The organism is Mesorhizobium sp., from assembly GCF_004962925.1.
Lineage (GTDB): Bacteria > Pseudomonadota > Alphaproteobacteria > Rhizobiales > Rhizobiaceae > Mesorhizobium.
Genome location: NZ_SUEO01000130.1, coordinates 1 through 18,067 on the forward strand (window position 1 = coordinate 1; position 18,067 = coordinate 18,067).

At 62.9% G+C, this 18,067-nt stretch carries 17 protein-coding genes and 1 pseudogene; 14 read left to right on the forward strand and 4 right to left on the reverse strand.

The features are described 5' to 3' along the window. The 4 genes from E5W87_RS22850 to uraH form a co-directional block, all read right to left on the reverse strand. A partial coding sequence (locus E5W87_RS22850) for an XdhC family protein (protein WP_292402598.1) occupies positions 1-242 on the reverse strand: 242 nt, incomplete at its 3' end. Between the two features lie 75 nt (positions 243-317). Then, positions 318-2,666: a xanthine dehydrogenase molybdopterin binding subunit gene (gene xdhB / locus E5W87_RS22855; protein WP_292402600.1), complete on the reverse strand. Its 2,349-nt coding sequence runs from the start codon at positions 2,664-2,666 to the stop codon at positions 318-320. After that, positions 2,666-4,147 (reverse strand): xanthine dehydrogenase small subunit, encoded by a 1,482-nt coding sequence (gene xdhA / locus E5W87_RS22860; RefSeq protein WP_292402604.1) that lies wholly within the window; start codon positions 4,145-4,147, stop codon positions 2,666-2,668. The genes xdhB and xdhA overlap by 1 nt, the downstream gene beginning before the upstream one ends. 3 nt (positions 4,148-4,150) lie before the next feature. Further along, positions 4,151-4,525 (reverse strand): hydroxyisourate hydrolase, encoded by a 375-nt coding sequence (gene uraH / locus E5W87_RS22865; RefSeq protein ID WP_292402607.1) that lies wholly within the window; start codon positions 4,523-4,525, stop codon positions 4,151-4,153. Between the two features lie 174 nt (positions 4,526-4,699). Here uraH and puuE point away from each other — a divergent pair, with 174 nt between their 5' ends. The 14 genes and pseudogenes from puuE to E5W87_RS22935 all read left to right on the forward strand — a co-directional run. After that, positions 4,700-6,133, forward strand: a complete 1,434-nt coding sequence (gene puuE, locus E5W87_RS22870) for an allantoinase PuuE (protein ID WP_292402610.1) — start codon at positions 4,700-4,702, stop codon at positions 6,131-6,133. Between the two features lie 48 nt (positions 6,134-6,181). Then, positions 6,182-7,042, forward strand: a complete 861-nt coding sequence (locus E5W87_RS22875) for a bifunctional allantoicase/(S)-ureidoglycine aminohydrolase (protein WP_292402613.1) — start codon at positions 6,182-6,184, stop codon at positions 7,040-7,042. Continuing rightward, positions 7,039-7,542 (forward strand): ureidoglycolate lyase, encoded by a 504-nt coding sequence (locus E5W87_RS22880; RefSeq protein WP_292402616.1) that lies wholly within the window; start codon positions 7,039-7,041, stop codon positions 7,540-7,542. Before E5W87_RS22875 ends, E5W87_RS22880 begins: the two co-directional genes overlap by 4 nt. After that, complete coding sequence (locus tag E5W87_RS22885; protein WP_292402618.1) at positions 7,539-8,135, forward strand: nucleoside deaminase; 597 nt, start codon at positions 7,539-7,541, stop codon at positions 8,133-8,135. The genes E5W87_RS22880 and E5W87_RS22885 overlap by 4 nt, the downstream gene beginning before the upstream one ends. Before the next feature lie 84 nt (positions 8,136-8,219). Then, positions 8,220-8,456: a type II toxin-antitoxin system MqsR family toxin gene (locus E5W87_RS22890; RefSeq protein ID WP_292402620.1), complete on the forward strand. Its 237-nt coding sequence runs from the start codon at positions 8,220-8,222 to the stop codon at positions 8,454-8,456. 2 nt (positions 8,457-8,458) lie between these two features. Then, complete coding sequence (locus E5W87_RS22895; protein ID WP_292402623.1) at positions 8,459-8,878, forward strand: type II toxin-antitoxin system MqsA family antitoxin; 420 nt, start codon at positions 8,459-8,461, stop codon at positions 8,876-8,878. Positions 8,879-8,965: 87 nt separating this feature from the next. After that, positions 8,966-10,951, forward strand: coding sequence for a CocE/NonD family hydrolase (locus E5W87_RS22900; RefSeq protein WP_292402626.1), 1,986 nt, complete (start codon positions 8,966-8,968; stop codon positions 10,949-10,951). Between the two features lie 156 nt (positions 10,952-11,107). After that, positions 11,108-12,694 (forward strand): ABC transporter substrate-binding protein, encoded by a 1,587-nt coding sequence (locus tag E5W87_RS22905; RefSeq protein WP_292402631.1) that lies wholly within the window; start codon positions 11,108-11,110, stop codon positions 12,692-12,694. 16 nt (positions 12,695-12,710) lie between these two features. Next, positions 12,711-13,670, forward strand: coding sequence for an ABC transporter permease (locus E5W87_RS22910; protein ID WP_023796836.1), 960 nt, complete (start codon positions 12,711-12,713; stop codon positions 13,668-13,670). A 14-nt stretch (positions 13,671-13,684) separates the two neighbouring features. Continuing rightward, positions 13,685-14,506, forward strand: a complete 822-nt coding sequence (locus E5W87_RS22915) for an ABC transporter permease (protein ID WP_287115682.1) — start codon at positions 13,685-13,687, stop codon at positions 14,504-14,506. Next, positions 14,506-16,158: an ABC transporter ATP-binding protein gene (locus E5W87_RS22920; RefSeq protein WP_292402634.1), complete on the forward strand. Its 1,653-nt coding sequence runs from the start codon at positions 14,506-14,508 to the stop codon at positions 16,156-16,158. The genes E5W87_RS22915 and E5W87_RS22920 overlap by 1 nt, the downstream gene beginning before the upstream one ends. Before the next feature lie 8 nt (positions 16,159-16,166). Next, positions 16,167-17,006, forward strand: coding sequence for an alkaline phosphatase family protein (locus E5W87_RS22925; RefSeq protein ID WP_292402637.1), 840 nt, complete (start codon positions 16,167-16,169; stop codon positions 17,004-17,006). Positions 17,007-17,334: 328 nt separating this feature from the next. Next, positions 17,335-17,901, forward strand: coding sequence for a sigma-70 family RNA polymerase sigma factor (locus E5W87_RS22930; RefSeq protein WP_292402640.1), 567 nt, complete (start codon positions 17,335-17,337; stop codon positions 17,899-17,901). Next, positions 17,898-18,067 (forward strand): annotated as a pseudogene (locus E5W87_RS22935) (anti-sigma factor); the annotation flags it as partial. The gene E5W87_RS22930 and the pseudogene E5W87_RS22935, both read left to right, overlap by 4 nt.

Here is an 18,067-nt window from a genome sequence, read left to right on the forward strand (position 1 = left end):
CCCTCTGGCCGCTTCGCGGCCATCTCCCCCTCAAGGGGGGAGAAAAACATCTGCCGTGCCTTGTCGATTGCCATGTATTCGAGTTGGCCGCCGCCGATCGTGCCAAAAATTGCTGCGCCCGAGACGAGCATGAAGGCGCCCTTCTCGCGTGGCGTCGAGCCTTTTGTCCCGGCCACCTCGACCAGGGCGACCCGGCTGGCGCGCGCAAGAAAGGCTTTCAGGCTTTGCACATTCGCGTTCATCATTCGCATTCCCTATCGGGAAATATAGAGTTTTCGGCCCGGATTGCACGCTTCCTGGGATTTCCGAGGCTGGGTTCACGTGCCGGCCTTGGCCTCCTCTTTCAGCCGTTCGATCGCCATCAGCACCCGCTCCGGCGTCGCCGGTGCATCGAGGCGCGGGCAGATCCGGTGGTCGGCAACGCTCGCCACCGCGTCCGACAGCGCATGCAGCACCGAGATGCCGAGCGGGAGAGGCGGCTCGCCGACCGCCTTGGAGCGATGCACCGTCGGCTCGCTCGCTTCCGGCCAGTCGGCCAGCGTCACGTTGAAAATCTTTGGCCGGTCCGAAGCGAGCGGGATCTTGTAGGTCGACGGCGCATGGGTGCGCAGCCGGCCCTTGTCGTCCCACCACAATTCCTCCGTCGTCAGCCAGCCCATGCCCTGGATGAAACCGCCCTCGACCTGGCCGAGGTCGATGGCGCGGTTCAGCGAGCGGCCGGTCTCGTGCAGGATGTCGGTGCGCTCGACCATGTATTCGCCGGTCAGCGTGTCGACCGAGACTTCCGAGCATGCGGCGCCATAGGCGAAATAATAGAAGGGGCGCCCCTCGCCCTTGTCACGATCCCAATGGATTTTCGGCGTTTTGTAGAAGCCCGCCGCCGAAAGCTGGATACGCGCCATGTAGGCCTGCCTGACGAGATCGGCGAAGGCGATTTCCTGGTTGCCGATGCGCACCCGGTTGGGCAGGAACAGCACCTGGTCGCGCGGCACCTGGTATTTTTCAGCAGCGAAATTGGTCAGCCGATCCTTGATCTGCCGGGCTGCGTTCTGCGCCGCCATGCCGTTGAGGTCGGAACCGGACGATGCGGCGGTCGCCGAGGTGTTCGGCACCTTGCCGGTTGTCGTGGCGGTGATCTTGACCTGGTCGAGATCGATCTGGAATTCTTCCGCGACCACCTGCGCCACCTTGACGTAGAGGCCCTGCCCCATTTCGGTGCCGCCATGGTTCAGATGCACCGACCCATCGGTGTAGACATGCACCAGCGCGCCGGCCTGATTGTAGTGAGTGGCGGTGAACGAGATGCCGAACTTGACCGGCGTCAGCGCCAATCCACGCTTGATGAAGCGGCTGTTGGCGTTGAAGGCTTCAATGGTGCGACGACGCCTCGCATAGTCGCAACTCGCCTCCAGTTCGGCGACGATGCGGTGGATGATGTTGTCCTCGACCGTCTGGTGATACGGCGTGACGTTGCGGTCGCTGGTGCCATAAAAGTTCTTCTTGCGGATTTCGAGCGGGTCCTTGCCGACGGCAAAGGCGACCTCTTCGATGACACGCTCGGCGCCGACCATGCCTTGCGGCCCGCCGAAACCGCGGAAGGCGGTGTTCGACACAGTGTTGGTATAGAGCGGCGCCGACTGCGCGTGCACAGCCGGCCAGAAATAGGTGTTGTCGCAGTGGAACAGAGCGCGGTCAGTGACCGGGCCTGACAGGTCCGCCGAGAAGCCGCAACGCGCCGCGAACATGAAATCGACGCCGAGGATATTGCCCTCGTCGTCGAAGCCGACCTCGTAGTCGACGAGGAAGTCATGGCGCTTGCCGGTAGCGATCATGTCGTCGTCGCGGTCGGGGCGGATTTTCACCGCGCGATGATGTTTCTTCGCGGCGATAGCGGCCAATACTGCAAACTGATTGCCTTGCGTTTCCTTGCCGCCGAAGCCGCCGCCCATGCGGCGGATCTCGACCGTGATGGCATGGCTCGGCACGCCGAGTGCATGGCTGACCATATGCTGGATTTCACTAGGATGCTGGGTCGAGGAATAAATCGTGACGTCCTGGTCCTCACCGGGAACGGCCATGGCGATCTGGCCTTCGAGATAAAAATGATCCTGCCCGCCGATGCGCATTTTTCCCTTCAGCCGGCGCGGCGCCGCTTTGATGGCGGCGGCGGCATCGCCACGCTTCAAGGTCAGCGGCGGCGTGACCAGCTTGTCCTTGCGGGGATCAAGTGCACCGATGTCGGCGATGAAGGGCAATTCCCGGTATTCGACCTTGGCCAGCCTCGTGGCGCGGCGCGCCTGCTCGCGCGTTTCGGCGATGACGCAGAAGATCGGCTGGCCGAAGAATTGCACCTTGCCGTCGGCGAGCACCGGTTCGTCGTGACGGCCGGTCGGCGAAATATCGTTCTCGCCCGGCACATCGCTGGCCGTCAGCACGTCGACGACACCGGATGCTGCGCGCACCGCCGACAGGTCCATGCTGGTGATGGTGGCGTGCGTGGCCGTCGAAAGCCCAAGGCAGCCATGCAGCGTGCCTGATGATTCCGGCATGTCGTCGATATAGACGGCCGTGCCGCGGACATGCTTGTGCGCGGAATCATGGCGCTGATCGGCGGCAACGCCGCCGGAGATTTTTTGCGCCTTGAGGCTTGGAGCGTGCTTGGTCATCACGCTGCCTCGTACCGCGACACCTGGATCGGCGCCTTGGTGCCGCTGGTCTCGGCAAAGAAGCGTAGAAGCAGGTTGCGTGCCGCCAGTGCCCGGTATTCGGCGCTCGCTCGCATGTCGGTCAGCGGGGTGAAATCTTTGGCGTATTCGGCCATCGCCGCCTCGACCGTCGCCTCCGTCCAGGGCTTGCCGAGCAATGCCTTTTCCACGCCGAAGGCACGCTTCGGCGTTGCAGCCATGCCGCCATAAGCGATACGCACCTCCGCCACGGTGCCATCGCTGGCCAGCGTCAGCAGGAATGCGCCAAGTGCTGCGGTGATGTCCTCGTCACGGCGCTTGGTGATCTTGTAGACGGCGAAGTTGGTGTCCCTGGTCGGCACCGCGACATGCACGGCCTCGACGAATTCGCCCGGCTGCCGGTCCTGCTTGCCATAGGCGATGAAGAAATCTTCGAGCGGGATGGTTCGCCGCTTGTTGCCGCGGCGCAGCGTCAGCCGCGCACCCAAAGCGATCAGCGGCGGCGGGGTGTCGCCGATCGGCGAGCCGTTGGCGATGTTGCCGCCGATCGTGCCCATATTGCGCACCTGGTCGCCGCCGATGCGATCGAACAGTGGGCCCAGCGCCGGGATGCGCTTGGCCAGCGTCGAGAACGCCTCCGTGTAGGTGACACCGGCGCCGATCGAGATGATGCCCTTGTCCTCGGAAATCCCGCACAGCCCGTCGAGATTGCCTATGAAAATCGCCGGCGATATCTCGCGCATATGCTTGGTTACCCACAGGCCGACATCGGTCGAACCGGCAACGATGGTGGCGCCCGGCTCCTTGTCGAGCACGGCAGCGAGGTCGTCGGCATTGACAGGCACGACCAGCCGCTGCTTGCCGGCGCCGATCTCGATGCGCGTACCGTCTTTCATGGCTGCGAGCTTCTCGGCGATCGCCTTGCGCTCCGCAGCCAGCGGGTCCTTTGCCGCCTTGCCATAGCTGGAGATGGCACGCGCCGCCCGTATGATCGCTTCGTAGCCGGTGCAGCGGCAGAGATTGCCCTGCAGCGCCTTTTCGATGGCCGCATCCGACGGCTCCGGCGACCGCATCCACAGGGCGTAAAGCGACATGACGAAGCCCGGCGTGCAGAAGCCGCATTGCGAGCCGTGGAAATCGACCATCGCCTGCTGCACCGGATGCAGTCTATCGCCGTCGCCGCGCAGATGCTCCACGGTCACGACGTGCGTGCTATCGAGCGAGCCGAGGAAGCGGATGCAGGCATTGACGCTTTCATAGACCAGCCGGCCGGCCGAGAGCCTTCCGACCAGCACGGTGCAGGCGCCGCAATCACCCTCGGCGCAGCCTTCCTTGGTGCCGCGCAGCGAGCGCTCGAGCCGGAGCCAGTCGAGCAAGGTCTCGTCGGGCGTAACCTTGGTCAACGCAACGTTCTCGCCATTGAGGATGAAGCGTATCTCGCTGCGTGCTTTGAGCCTCATCATGTCTCAGCTCCCCCGATAGGTCGAATAGCCGTAGGGCGATATAAGCAGCGGCACATGATAGTGCACGGGCTCGGCCATGCCGAAGCGGATCGGCACGCTGTCGAGGAAGGCCGGTTCCGGCAGCCTCAACCCCTGCCGGCGCAGATAGTCGCCGGCCGCGAAGACCAGCTCGTATTCGCCGGTGCGGAATTGCGCGTCGGCAAGCAGCGGCGCGTCACAGCGGCCGTCGGCATTGGTGACCGCCGTCTTCAGATGCGTCCGCATATCGCCGTCGATGCGATAAAGGTCGATCGACAGGCCTGCCGCCGGCCTGCCGGTTGCGGTGTCGAGGACATGGGTCGTCAGACGTCCGCCTTCGGCTTTCGACGTTTCCGCCACTGGCTGCTCCCATTCCCGGTACGGTCGAACATGTTTGACGAATTGTGCGCCAATTAAAGGCGATGCATAAGTTCCGGTCGAGCGGAGTGCTGCGAAAACACTTTCAAAAATTTCGGGGGAATGCGCAAGCGGCCCTTTCGACTATCCTGATCACACCATCCGGCAGGAGCGACAATGCGTTACGAACGAGACATGCGCGGCTACGGCGCCAATCCGCCGGATCCGAAATGGCCTGGCGCGGCGCATGTCGCGGTGCAGTTCGTCGTCAATTACGAGGAAGGCGGCGAGAACTGCGTCCTGCATGGCGACAAGGCTTCGGAGGCCTTCCTGTCCGAGATCGTCGGCGCCGCACCATGGCTTGGCCAGCGCCACTGGAACATGGAATCGATCTACGAATATGGCGCCCGTGCCGGCTTCTGGCGATTGCTGCGTCTGTTCAGCGAGGCTGAGGTGCCGGTGACCTGCTACGGCGTCGCCACAGCGCTGGCGCGTTCGCCCGACCAGGTCGCGGCGATGCAGGGGGCCGGCTGGGAGATCGCCTCGCACGGACTGCGATGGATCGACTACCGCGACCATGCACCGGAAGACGAGCGCCGCGATATGGAAGCGGCTGTTAGCCTGCATTACGAGGTGACAGGGGCACGGCCGACGGGCTGGTACACCGGCCGCACTTCGATCAACACCGTGCGGCTGGCGGCGGAAGAGGGCGGCTTCGACTATGTGTCGGACACCTATGACGACGAACTGCCTTACTGGTTCGAGCATGATAGGCCGGATGGGTCGACAAAGCCGCAGCTCATCATCCCCTATACGCTCGACGCCAACGACATGCGTTTCGCCACGCCGCAAGGCTTCAACTCGGGCGACCAGTTCTTCACCTATCTCAGGGACAGTTTCGACACGCTCTATGCCGAGGGCAAGGCAGGACGGCCGCGCATGATGAATATCGGCCTGCACTGCCGTCTCGTCGGCCGGCCGGGCCGGGTCGCGGCGCTGAAGCGTTTTGTCGACTACGTCAAATCGCATGACAAGGTATGGCTGGCGCGGCGCATCGATATCGCAAGGCATTGGCAGGAGACCCATCCGTTTCGGCCGCCGGCGCTGCGCCCTTCGAAAATGGAATTCGAGGCTTTCGTCCACGCTTTCGGCGGCGTGTTCGAGCATTCGCCGTGGATCGCCGAGCGCGCCTACGAACTGGAGCTCGGCCCGGCGCATGACAGTGCCGGCGGCCTCCACAATGCGTTGTGCCGCGTCTTTCGGGCGGCCAGCGAGGCCGAGCGGCTCTCCGTGCTCAACGCCCATCCCGACCTCGCCGGCAAACTGGCGCAGGCCAAGCGGCTGACGGCGGAATCGACGAGGGAGCAGGCTTCCGCCGGCCTCGACGCGCTGACCGACAAGGAGCGCGAGTTGTTCTCCAAGCTAAATGCCGCCTACGTCACCAGTTTCGGCTTCCCGTTCATTATCGCGGTGAAAGGCAAGACCAAGGCGGAAATCCTGGCGGAGTTCGAGGCGCGCAGCGGCAACAGCCACGATGTTGAATTCGACACCGCCTGCAAACAGGTCGAGCGCATCGCACTGCTCCGCCTCAGGGACATGCTTCCGCAATAGATTTGGCTTCCGCAATAGGCTTTGGCTTCCGAAACAGGCTTGGCACTGATGGATATAAAAATGGCCGACCGAACCTACTACGCACCGCATGGCGGCCACCCTGGCCAGAGTGAGCTGCTGACCGGCCGCGCCGTCTTCACCGAGGCCTATGCCGTCATTCCAAGGGGCGTGATGCAGGACATCGTCACCAGCGCCTTGCCGTTCTGGGACAAGACCCGCGTCTGGGTGCTGTCGCGCCCGCTCTCGGGTTTTGCCGAGACGTTCTCGCAATATATCGTCGAGGTGGCGCCCGGCGGCGGCAGCGACCGGCCGGAACCGGATGGCGGCGCCGAGGGCGCCCTGTTCGTGGTCGAGGGCGAGCTGAGCGTTTTGCTGGCTGGCGAGAAACATGTTCTGCAGCCGGGCGGCTTTGCTTTCCTGCCGCCGGCCAGCGAATGGACCGTTCGCAACGAGAGCGATGAAGCTGTCCGTTTCCACTGGATCCGAAAAGCCTACGAAGCCGTCGAGGGCATCGATACGCCGCAAGCCCTTTTTGCAAACGAACAGGACGTCGCGCCGACACCCATGCCCGGCACCGAAGGCAGATGGGCGACAACGCGCTTCGTCGATCCTGAAGACATGCGCCACGACATGCATATCACCCTCGTTACGCTCGAGCCGGGCGCGGTCATCCCCTTCGCCGAGACGCATGTGATGGAGCATGGCCTCTATGTGCTGGAAGGCAAGGCGGTCTATCGCCTCAACCAGGACTGGGTCGAGGTCGAGGCCGGCGACTATATGTGGCTGCGCGCCTTCTGCCCGCAGGCCTGCTATGCCGGCGGGCCCGGCAAGTTCCGCTATCTTCTCTACAAGGACGTCAACCGGCACGCCAAGCTTGGCGGTGCCGGCATCGCGAAGCGTGTGCCATGAGCCGTATCGTCGCGCGCTCGCTGACCCGCGAGAACTTCGCCGAATTCGGCGACGTCATCGATATGGGCGGCGACAATCACTACCCGATCAATGGCGGCAAGGCGGAACGCTACCACGACCTCGCCACCGCCGAAGCGCTGGGGCCGAATGCGCGCGTGCTGATCTCCCTGGTGCGGGGCACGCCTTACGATTTCCCGCTGAAGCTGACCATGGTCGAGCGTCATCCGTTCGGCAGCCAGGCTTTCATCCCGCTGTCGCCACGGCCGTTCCTGGTCGTCGTCTGCCATGATAGCGACGAAGGTCCAGGAGAGCCGCACGCCTTCATCACCGCGCCAGGGCAAGGCGTCAACTTTCCGCGCAATCGGTGGCACGGCGTGCTGACGCCGATCGGCGAGGCCCAAGATTTTCTCGTCGTCGACCGCGGTGGCGACGGCTCCAACCTCGAAGAGTGCCATTTCTCGCACGCTTACGAGATCGATCTCCCCGGTGGAACCGCATGACGGCCGACGTTTCGCTGATCGACCGACTGCTCGACGTCATCGAGCACGACATCGTGCCGAAGACGGCCGAAGGCGTCGCCCACGGCAATAAGCTGTTCGGCGCGGCGATCCTGAGAAAGGGCGACCGCTCGCTGGTGCTCGCCGAAACCAACAACGAGACGGAAAATCCGCTCTGGCATGGCGAGGTGCACTGCCTGAAGCGGTTCTATGAAATGCCGCGGGCCGAGCGCGTCGACACCAAAGACGCCATTTTTCTCGCCACGCACGAACCCTGCTCGCTCTGCCTGTCGGCGATCACCTGGACCGGCTTCGATAATTTCTACTATCTGTTTTCGCATGAGGATTCGCGCGACAGCTTCGCCATCCCGCACGATCTGAAGATCCTGAAGGAGGTCTTCACCCTCGACCCCGGCGGCTACAATGCCGAGAACGCCTATTGGAAGAGCTTTTCGATCCGCAAATTAGTGCGATCGCTACCCGAGGCCGAGCGCCTGCGGCTGGAAACGCGGGTCGGCACAATTTCGGCGCGCTATGACGAACTGTCCAGCGCTTACCAAGCGAGCAAGGCCGAGAACGACATTCCGTTGAGTTGAATGCGGCAAGGTTCAATGGCTTGAATTGCCCCCTTTATGGTGGCATCTTGCGTTATGGAGAAACGCAGACCACTTACGATCTTGATGCAACCAAGGCCGAATTGGGTTCTGTCGACACGCTGGGGCTTTGATCGCGCCGGCGTTGTCGAGGTGATCGGCGGTATCACGCGGAAGATGTTTGTAAAGTCAATGACGACATTCGCCGACCACCGTGTCTGGCAAGATGTCTATCACGTGCCAGCACGCGATCTGGTTCTCTACGTGAAATTTCAGGCGGATGTCGTGACCGAATTCACGGTCATGTCGTTCAAGGAAAAATGATTATGGCGAGAAAAGAAAGCAGTGAAACGAATACCATGATCTCCCCTGAAACAGGAGAAACGCTGACGCGTGGAGTGCGTCCGTTCACTGTGACCTACAAGGGCGAGAGCATGATCGTCGATCTGCCGGGTTATTATCCCCCGTCGGGAGATGAGGGTGTGCATGTCGGAGAGGACATGACTGTCGCCGACGCGGCGCTCCGCATACTCAAAGAAAAGATCGACGGCGTTCCGGCACCGGCCACCATACGTCGCGTGCGCACAAAGCTCAAACTGTCGCAGCGCGAGGCAGGATCCCTGTTCAAGGTCGGCGAGAACGCTTTCGACAAATACGAACGGGGTCTGATCGAGCCGAGTGGCCCGACCATTCAGTTGATGACGCTGTTGGAGAAGCATCCCGAACTGCTGGACGAGTTGCGATAGCTCCACTCCCTGACAGGTCGCACATTTTTCTGCTCCAGTCGCGAATAGTGATTGAAAGTCGCCTCGCTGCGGGGCGTTATGCCCAGCATGAAAACCGTCACTGAATTCCCCCGAAAAGTCGTCGAATTTCCGGATATGGGGATCGTCATGCCGGATGGCTGCCGGCTGTCGGCGCGGGTGTGGATGCCCGACGACGCCAGCGACGATCCGGTGCCGGCGATCCTCGAGCATCTGCCTTACCGCAAGCGCGACAGCACGATCTTTCGCGATCAGCTGACGCATCCCTATTTCGCCGGCCACGGCTACGCATCGATCCGGGTCGACATGCGCGGCAATGGCGATTCCGAAGGGCTGATGGACGACGAATATTCCGAGCAGGAATTGCAGGACGCCTGCGACGTGATCGCCTGGGCGGCTTCCCAGCCCTGGTGCAACGGCAATGTCGGCATGATGGGCATCTCCTGGGGCGGCTTCAATTGCCTGCAGGTTGCGGCCAAGCAGCCACCGGCGCTGAAGGCGGTGATCAGCCTGTGCTCGACCGTCGACCGCTATGCCGATGACATCCACTACAAGGGCGGCTGCCTGCTGATCGAGAATTTCGGCTGGGCCTCGACCATGCTGTCCTATTCGTCGCGGCCGCCGGACCCGCTGCTGGCCGGCGACAACCGATGGCGCGACCTGTGGCTGACCCGGCTGGAGAACCAGCCCTTCCTGGCGCCGCTGTGGCTGAAGCACCAGCACCGCGACGCCTATTGGAAGCGCGGTTCGATCTGCGAGGACTATTCCGCCATTAAAGCCGCCGTGCTGTCGATCGGCGGCTGGCACGATGGGTATCGCAATACGATTTCCCATCTCGCCGCCAACATCGAGGCGCCGGTCAAGGGCATCGTCGGCCCGTGGATCCACAAATACCCGCATTACGCAGCACCGAAACCAGCGATCGGCTTCCTGCAGGAGGCCTTGCGCTGGTGGGACCGTTGGCTGAAGGACGTCGACACCGGCGTGGAGGCCGACCCGGCCTACCGCGCCTATGTGATGGACAGTGTGCGCCCCGCGCGCTGGCATCCGGAGCGGCCGGGCCGCTGGGTCGCTGAATCGGAATGGCCGTCACCCAACATCCGGGCTGAGGCGATCGAACTGATCCCGGAAGGGGCCAAGCCTGCAATCGTGGCTTCGCCGCAAAGCTGCGGAATTGCGGGCGGCGAATACTTTCCCTTCACCTTCGGTCCGGAATTGCCTGGTGACCAGCGCCCCGACGATGCGCTGTCGGTGTGTTTCGACCAGCCCCCGCTCGGCGAGGCGATCGACATTGTCGGCGCGCCGGAGGTTTTGATCCGGGTCGCCTCGGATCGACCGCAGGCGAACATCGCGATCCGGCTGTGCGACGTGCATCCCGACGGCGCGTCCGAGCTGATATCCTATGGCGTGCTCAACCTGACGCATCGCGACTCGCACGAATTCCCGCGAGCGCTGGTGCCTGGCGAAACCGTCAGCGCCCGCGTCGTGCTCGACCAATGCGCCTACCGCGTGCCATCAGGCCACCGCCTGCGCATTGCCGTTTCGAACGCCTACTGGCCGATGATCTGGCCATCGCCGAAACCGGTTCGGCTCGACCTGTCGGCGGCAACGCTGAAGCTGCCGCTGCGCCCGCTGGCGCAAGGCGACGAAGTCACGTTCCCCACGCCCGAGGCCGCAACGCCCTGGGCAACCGAAACGGTCCGTGCCGCCAATTCCGAGCGTCGTGTCGATCGCGACGAGAAGACTGGAATCGTCACGCTTTCCATCGTCGACGATTTCGGCGAGGTGCGCGACCTGGAGCATGGCCTTGCCAATGGCAGCATCGCGAGAGAGACGTGGGCGATCCATCCGGACAATCCGCTGTCAGCGTCGGGCAAGACGCACTGGACGCAGACGCTGTCGCGAAACGGATGGTCGGTGCGCACCGAAACATCCGCCGAAATGCGGTCCGACGCGCAAAGCTTCATGGTTAGCGCCAAAATCGAAGCCTATGAAGGCGAGAAGCTGGTTTTCGAGCGCAATTTCGAAGAGAAAATCCCGCGCGCACTGCTTTGAGCGCTTATGCGGATTGGTCCAATTGCGACGTACGATTTACGCCACGGCATGTCGCATTCGGTCTTGCTTACGGCGTTCCCTTGCGGTCATTATTCCCCTCACAAGAAATGATAAAAAACGACCACAAGGTCGAACCAACAGAGTGAGGAACTCAACATGTCTAACGAACTGGAATTTCTCAGCCGGCGCGTCGCGTCCGGCAAACTGAGCCGCCGTGATTTTCTCGGCCGGGCGGCAGCACTTGGCGTCACTGCGACCTTCGCCAATTCACTGCTTTCAAGTGCGGCGCGCGCCGCGGGTCCGGTCAAGGGCGGCACGCTGAAGGCCGGCCTGGTCGGTGGCGAGTCCACCAACAGCCTCGATCCGGCCCTGTTCATGACGCAGGTGCCGTTCGCCTTCGGCAAGATGTGGGGCGAACTGATCGTCGAGCTTTCCCCGGAAGGCACGCTCGAGAATCGCATTGCCGAGGAGATCGGCTCGTCGGACGACGCCAAGGTCTGGACGCTGAAGATTCGCGACGGCGTCGAATTCCACAATGGCAAGACGGTGACCGCCGAGGACGTGGCCGCCACGCTCGAACGCCATTCGGACGAGAAGTCGAAGTCGGGCGCGCTCGGCTACATGAAGGGCATCGAGAGCATCAAGGCCAGCGGCAAGGAAGTCGTGCTGACGCTGAAGGAGGCCAATGCCGACCTGCCCTATCTGCTCAGCGACTACCATTTGATCGTCCAGCCCAATGGCGGCAAGGACAAGGCCGATGCCGGCATCTCGGCCGGCCCCTACAAGATAACCACCAACGAGCCCGGCGTGCGCCATGGCGGCGAGCGTTTCGCTAATTACTGGCAGGCCGACAAGATGGGCCATGCCGACCAGATCGAGATCATCGTCATAAACGACGCCACGGCGCGTACGGCGGCCCTGCAGGGCGGCCAGGTCAATATGATCAACCGCGTCGAGCCGAAGATCGTCGATCTGATCAAGCGAGTGCCCGGCGTCACAATCCGCAACCATTCAGGCCCCGGCCACTACGTCTTCATCATGCACTGCAACACGGCGCCGTTCGACAACAACGATCTGCGCATGGCGCTGAAGCTGGCGATCGACCGCGAGGAAATGCTGGACAAGGTGCTGCGCGGCTATGGCTCTCTCGGCAACGACTTCCCGATCAACGCCTCTTACCCGCTCTTCACTGATATCGAGCAGCGCAAATACGATCCCGACAAGGCCAAGTTTCACTACAAGAAGTCGGGCCATGAGGGTGCCGTCCTGCTCCGGACATCGGATGTCGCCTTCCCCGGCGCCGTCGATGCCGCACAGCTGTTCCAGCAAAGCGCGGCCAAGGCCGGCATCACGCTGGAGATCAAGCGCGAACCGGGCGACGGGTACTGGTCGGAAGTCTGGAACAAGCAGCCCTTCTGCGCCTCTTACTGGGGCGGACGCTCGACGCAGGACCAGATGTACTCGACCGCCTATCTGTCGACGGCTGACTGGAACGACACACGTTTCAAGCGTCCGGATTTCGACAAGATGGTGCTGGCGGCCCGCGCTGAACTCGACGAGGCCAAGCGCAAGGCAATGTACCACGACATGGGTGTCATGGTGCGCGACGAGGGTGGCCTGATCCTGCCGATGTTCAACCAGTTCATCGACGCGACAGGCGCCAAGGTCGCCGGCTGGGTCGACGATCCGCATCAGGAGCTGATGAACGGGTACGCTCTGGCAAAGTGCTGGCTCGAAGCCTGAGCCCGGCCTTGCGGAAATGTCCTCACCCATCGTGAAACTGGTGGCCCAGCGCATTGCGCTGGGCATCCTCCTGCTGTTGGCCGTATCGGTCCTGATCTTCGCCGGCACCCAGATCCTGCCCGGCGACGTCGCGCAAGCCATCCTCGGACAGTCGGCGACACCGGAGTCGCTCGCCAATCTGCGTGAGCAGCTCGGCCTCAACGATCCCGCCTTTATTCGCTATTTCCGCTGGCTCGGAGGCGTCGTGACCGGCGATCTCGGCACTGCCATGTCAAGCGGGCAGGATATTGCGACGTCGATCAAGGGGCGGTTGTGGAACACGCTGTTCCTCGCGTTCTGGGCGGCGGTCGTGGCCGTGCCGCTGGCGATCATCCTCGGCCTGATCGCGGTTCGTTACCGCAATGGCTGGGTCGACAAACTGATCTCCGGACTGGCGCTTGCCTCGACGTCGTTTCCCGAATTCTTCATCGGCTACGTACTCGTCTATTTCTTTGCCGTGAAATATCAGATCTTCCCCGGCATCTCGACGGTCTATGACGGAATGCCGTTCGGCGAGCGCATGCAGGCGATCATGCTGCCGGCGGCGGCACTGACGCTGGTGGTGCTCGCCCACATGATGCGCATGACGCGCGCCGCGATCCTCAATGTCATGCAGTCGGCTTATGTGGAAACCGCCGAGCTCAAGGGGCTTTCGGCATTCGCGGTCATCCGCAGGCATGCCTTTCCCAATGCGATTGCGCCGATCATCAACGTCGTTATGCTCAACCTCGCCTATCTCATCGTCGGCGTCGTCGTGGTCGAGGTGATCTTCGTGTACCCGGGCATGGGGCAATATCTCGTCGACCACGTCACTAAGCGTGACGTACCGGTGGTGCAGGCGGTCGGCTTGATCTTTGCCGCCGTTTATATCAGCCTGAACATCATTGCGGACATAGCGGCGATCGTCGCCAATCCGCGTCTCAGACACCCGAAATAAGGGGCGGCGCTGTGCTGGATATAAAACATATCCCCATTCCCGCGCTGATCGGCCTGGTGCTGACGGCGCTGTTCGTGCTGGCGGCGATCTTCGCGCCGTGGATCGCGCCGTACGGCAATGGCGAGATCGTCGGCGACGTCTGGGCACCGATGTCGGCGACACATTTGCTGGGCACCGACAATCTCGGCCGCGACCTTCTTTCGCGCATGATCTACGGCGCCCGCGTCACGCTGTTCATCGCGGTGCTGGCCACCGCGCTGTCTTTCTCGCTCGGCGCCATCCTTGGCTTCTCGGCGGCGGTTTTCGGCGGCTGGTTCGACACGCTTATGTCGCGCCTTGTCGATCTCCTGATGTCGATCCCGACGCTGATCATGGGCCTCGTCGTGCTCTCGGTGCTGCCGACCAATCTGGTGACCCTGATCCTGGTGATGGGCATCCTCGACTCGACCCGCGTCTATCGCCTGTCGCGGGCGGTCGCCGTCGACATCAACGTCATGGATTTCGTCGAGGCGGCCAAGCTACGCGGCGAAGGCAGCGTGTGGATCATCTTCCGCGAGATCCTGCCCAATGCATTGTCGCCGCTGGTTTCGGAACTCGGCTTGCGTTTCATCTATGCCGTGCTGTTCCTGTCGACGCTGTCCTTCCTCGGGCTCGGCGTGCAGCCGCCCAGCGCCGATTGGGGCGGCATGGTCAAGGAAAACAAGGACGGCATCGTCTTCGGCATCGCGGCTGCGCTCATCCCGGCGGCGGCGATCGCCATGCTGGCGATTTCCGTCAACCTTGTCGCCGATTGGGTGCTCAACCGCACGACGAGCCTGAAGGGAGGACGCGGGTGATGGCTGACCAGCGAGCAAAGTCCGTGCTGCTCGACATCCGCAATCTGCGCATCGAGGCCACCGTGTTCCCGCCGGGCGAGGCGCCGAAGAACATCGTGCTGGTCCATGACGTTTCTTTGACGCTCGAGAAGGGCAAGGTGCTCGGCCTGATCGGCGAGTCCGGCGCCGGCAAGTCGACCATCGGCCTGTCGTCGATGGGCTACGGCCGCGGCGGCGTCCGCATCACCGGCGGTGAGGTCATCCTCAACGGCCGCGACATCCTCAAAGGCGGCAAGGAGGGCTTTCGCAAGCTGCGCGGGCGCGAGGTCTGCTATGTCGCGCAATCGGCGGCGGCGGCGTTCAACCCGGCGCACAGATTGATGGACCAGGTGGTCGAGGCGACGCTGCTGCACGGCACGGCGACGCGGGCAGCGGCCGAAAAACGGGCCGTCGCGCTGTTCAAGAAGCTCAGCCTGCCGAACCCCGAAAGCATCGGCGAGCGCTTTCCGCACCAGGTGTCGGGTGGTCAGCTGCAGCGTGTGATGACGGCGATGGCGCTGTGCTCCGAGCCCGACCTGATCGTCTTCGACGAGCCGACAACGGCGCTCGACGTGACGACGCAGATCGACGTGCTTGCGGCGATCAAGGACGCCATCCGCGACACCCATGTCGCGGCGCTCTACATCACCCACGACCTTGCCGTCGTCGCCCAGGTGTCGGACGAGATCATGGTGCTGCGCCACGGCCGGCTGGTCGAATGGGGCGGGACCCGTCAGATCATCAAGGAACCGCGCCAGGAATACACCAATGCGCTGGTCTCGGTGCATGAGATCGAGCACCAGGAACAGAAGCCCGGCACGACGCCGTTCCTGTCGGTCAAGAACATCACCGCCGCCTATGGCCGCAGCCATATCAAGGTGCTGAAGAACGTCTCGGTCGACATCTATCCGGGCCAGACGCTGGCCGTGGTCGGCGAGTCCGGCTCGGGCAAGTCGACACTGGCGCGCGCCGTCACCGGCCTGTTGCCGCCCGAACAGGGCACCGTCACCTTCGACGGACGTCCGCTTGCCAACCGACTTGCCGACCGGCCCAAGGAAGATCTGCGCCAATTGCAGATGATCTACCAGATGGCCGACGTGGCGATGAACCCGCGTCAAACCGTCGGCACTATCATCGGCCGGCCGCTCGAATTCTATTTCGGTCTGCGTGGAAGGCAACGTGACGCCCGCGTCGCCGAGCTGCTCGACAAGATCGAGATGGGCAAGGGCTTCATCGACCGCTACCCGGCCGAGCTTTCCGGCGGCCAGAAACAGCGCGTCTGCATCGCCCGCTCGCTCGCCGCCAAGCCGAAGCTGATCATCTGCGACGAGGTGACCTCGGCGCTCGACCCGCTGGTGGCCCACGGCATCCTGAAGCTGCTGCTCGATCTGCAGAAAGAGGAAAACGTCGCCTATCTGTTCATTACCCACGACCTTGCCACGGTGAAGTCGATCGCCGATTCGATCGCGGTAATGTATCGCGGCGAGGTGGTGCGCTACGGCGCGAAGAGCCAGGTGCTGGCGCCGCCCTTCGACGACTATACAGACCTTCTCTTGTCTTCAGTCCCCGAAATGGAGATCGGCTGGCTGGAAAAGGCGATCAAGGGACGGCGCATGGCCAGCGCGGGGAATTAGACACCCCGGTGGCGCTCAAGACAAAACTTCTGCTCATCGTCCTCGACGGCGTGCCTTACCGCAATTGGCGCCGACTGATGGGCAATCTCGAAGGCTGGGTGCAATCAGGCGAAGCGCGCGTCTGGAAGATGCGCTCCGTTCTGCCGTCGACCTCGGCCTGCTGCTATGCCTCAATCCATACCGGCGTGGCGCCGCAAGTGCATGGCATCCTGACCAACGAGAACCGGTTCCGCGTCGAGCAACCGGATATATTTTCGGAGGTCAGCAAGGCCGGCGGCAAGACCGGCGCGGTCACTCATTCCTACTGGTCCGAATTCTTCCGGGCCTATCCGTTCGATCTGGTCGAGGACATGGAGTTCGACGAGCCCGGCGGGCCAATCACGCATGGCCGGTTCCACACCATGACCGGCTACAACGCCCGCAACCAGATGACGCCGAGCGACGTCGACCTGTTCGCGACGCTGACCATGCTGACCAGGCGCCACCGCATCGACTACGGCATCCTGCATACCTGCACGCTGGACTCGATGGGCCACCGCTTCGGCCATGACTGTCATGAGATGGATCACGCCGTCTGTGCGATGGACGGCATGCTCTCAGCCTTCCTGCCGCGCTGGCGGGAAGCCGGCTACGAGGTCATCGTCACCGCCGATCACGGCCAGACCGATCGCGGCCATCATGGCGGTCATGACGACGAGATGCAGGATTTCGCGCTTTACTATTTCGGCCCGGGCAAGGGGCCGGAGGCCAACACGCTGTTAGACCAGTTGCAGCTTGCGCCGACCGTGCTTGCCCGCCTCGGCGTGCCGGTGCCTGCGACGATGAAGGCCAGGCCGTTCCTCGACTGATTGGGGCGAGTGGCCACCTTCCCTTCTCCCCCTGTGGGAGAAGGTGAATTGTCGCGAAGCGACAAGACGGATGAGGGGTGTTGGAAGAAACTCGGCGTGAAAATATTGAGGAATTTGAAGCGCTTATTTCTTCGGTGTAGCGATCCGTCCAGCACCCCTCATCCGACCGAGCTTCGCTCGGCCACCTTCTCCCACAGGGGGAGAAGGGAACACTCTGGCAACGTTGTCGCTCTTCGGCTAGCTTTCAGAAAAATCCGGGCGGAAAGCGGTGAACCTTTTTGGGCCGATCGGCGACAGAGCAGACAGGAGCCAGGCGGCTCGACCGGCCATGACGGCAGCGACGGAGACCGATCGCGCGCTTGTCAGCCGGGTCGCGAAGGGCGACCGTGCCGCCGTGCGGCTCCTGTTCATGCGCCACCACGCGCGGGTCTACCGCTTCGTGGTGCGCCAGACGGGATCGGAAATGATGGCCGACGATATCGCCAACGAGGTGTTTCTCGAACTCTGGCGCCAGGCGCCAAGCTTCGAGGGGCGCTCGGAAGTCTCGACATGGCTGCTCGGCATCGCCCGCTTCAAGGCGCTGTCGTCACTGCGCAAGAAGAAGGAAGACTGGATCGACGACGATGACGCGGCCCAGATCGCCGACGGCGCCGATACACCGGAAGTCGTCACCATGAAGGAAGACAAGGGCGCCGCCTTGCGGCGCTTCGTCGATGCCTTGCCGGAAGAGCACCGCACGGTGATCGACCTTGCCTATTACCACGGACAGTCGGTGGCCGAGATCGGCGAGGTGCTCGGCATTCCGGTTGCCACCGTCAAGACCAGGATGTTCTACGCCCGCAAGAAACTCGGTGAGGCCCTCAAGGCCGCCGGTTACGACAGGGGGTGGCCATGAGCGCCGCTGAAAAGATGTCGCGCCGCGATGAAATGGAAACGCTGCTGCCGTTCTACCTGAACGGCTCGCTGGAAGGCTCGGAACTCGAAGCCGTAGAGGAATGGCTGGCGTCCGATCCGACAGCACTTGCTGCACTCGGCGAGGCCGAAGCCGAATTCTCTAGCAC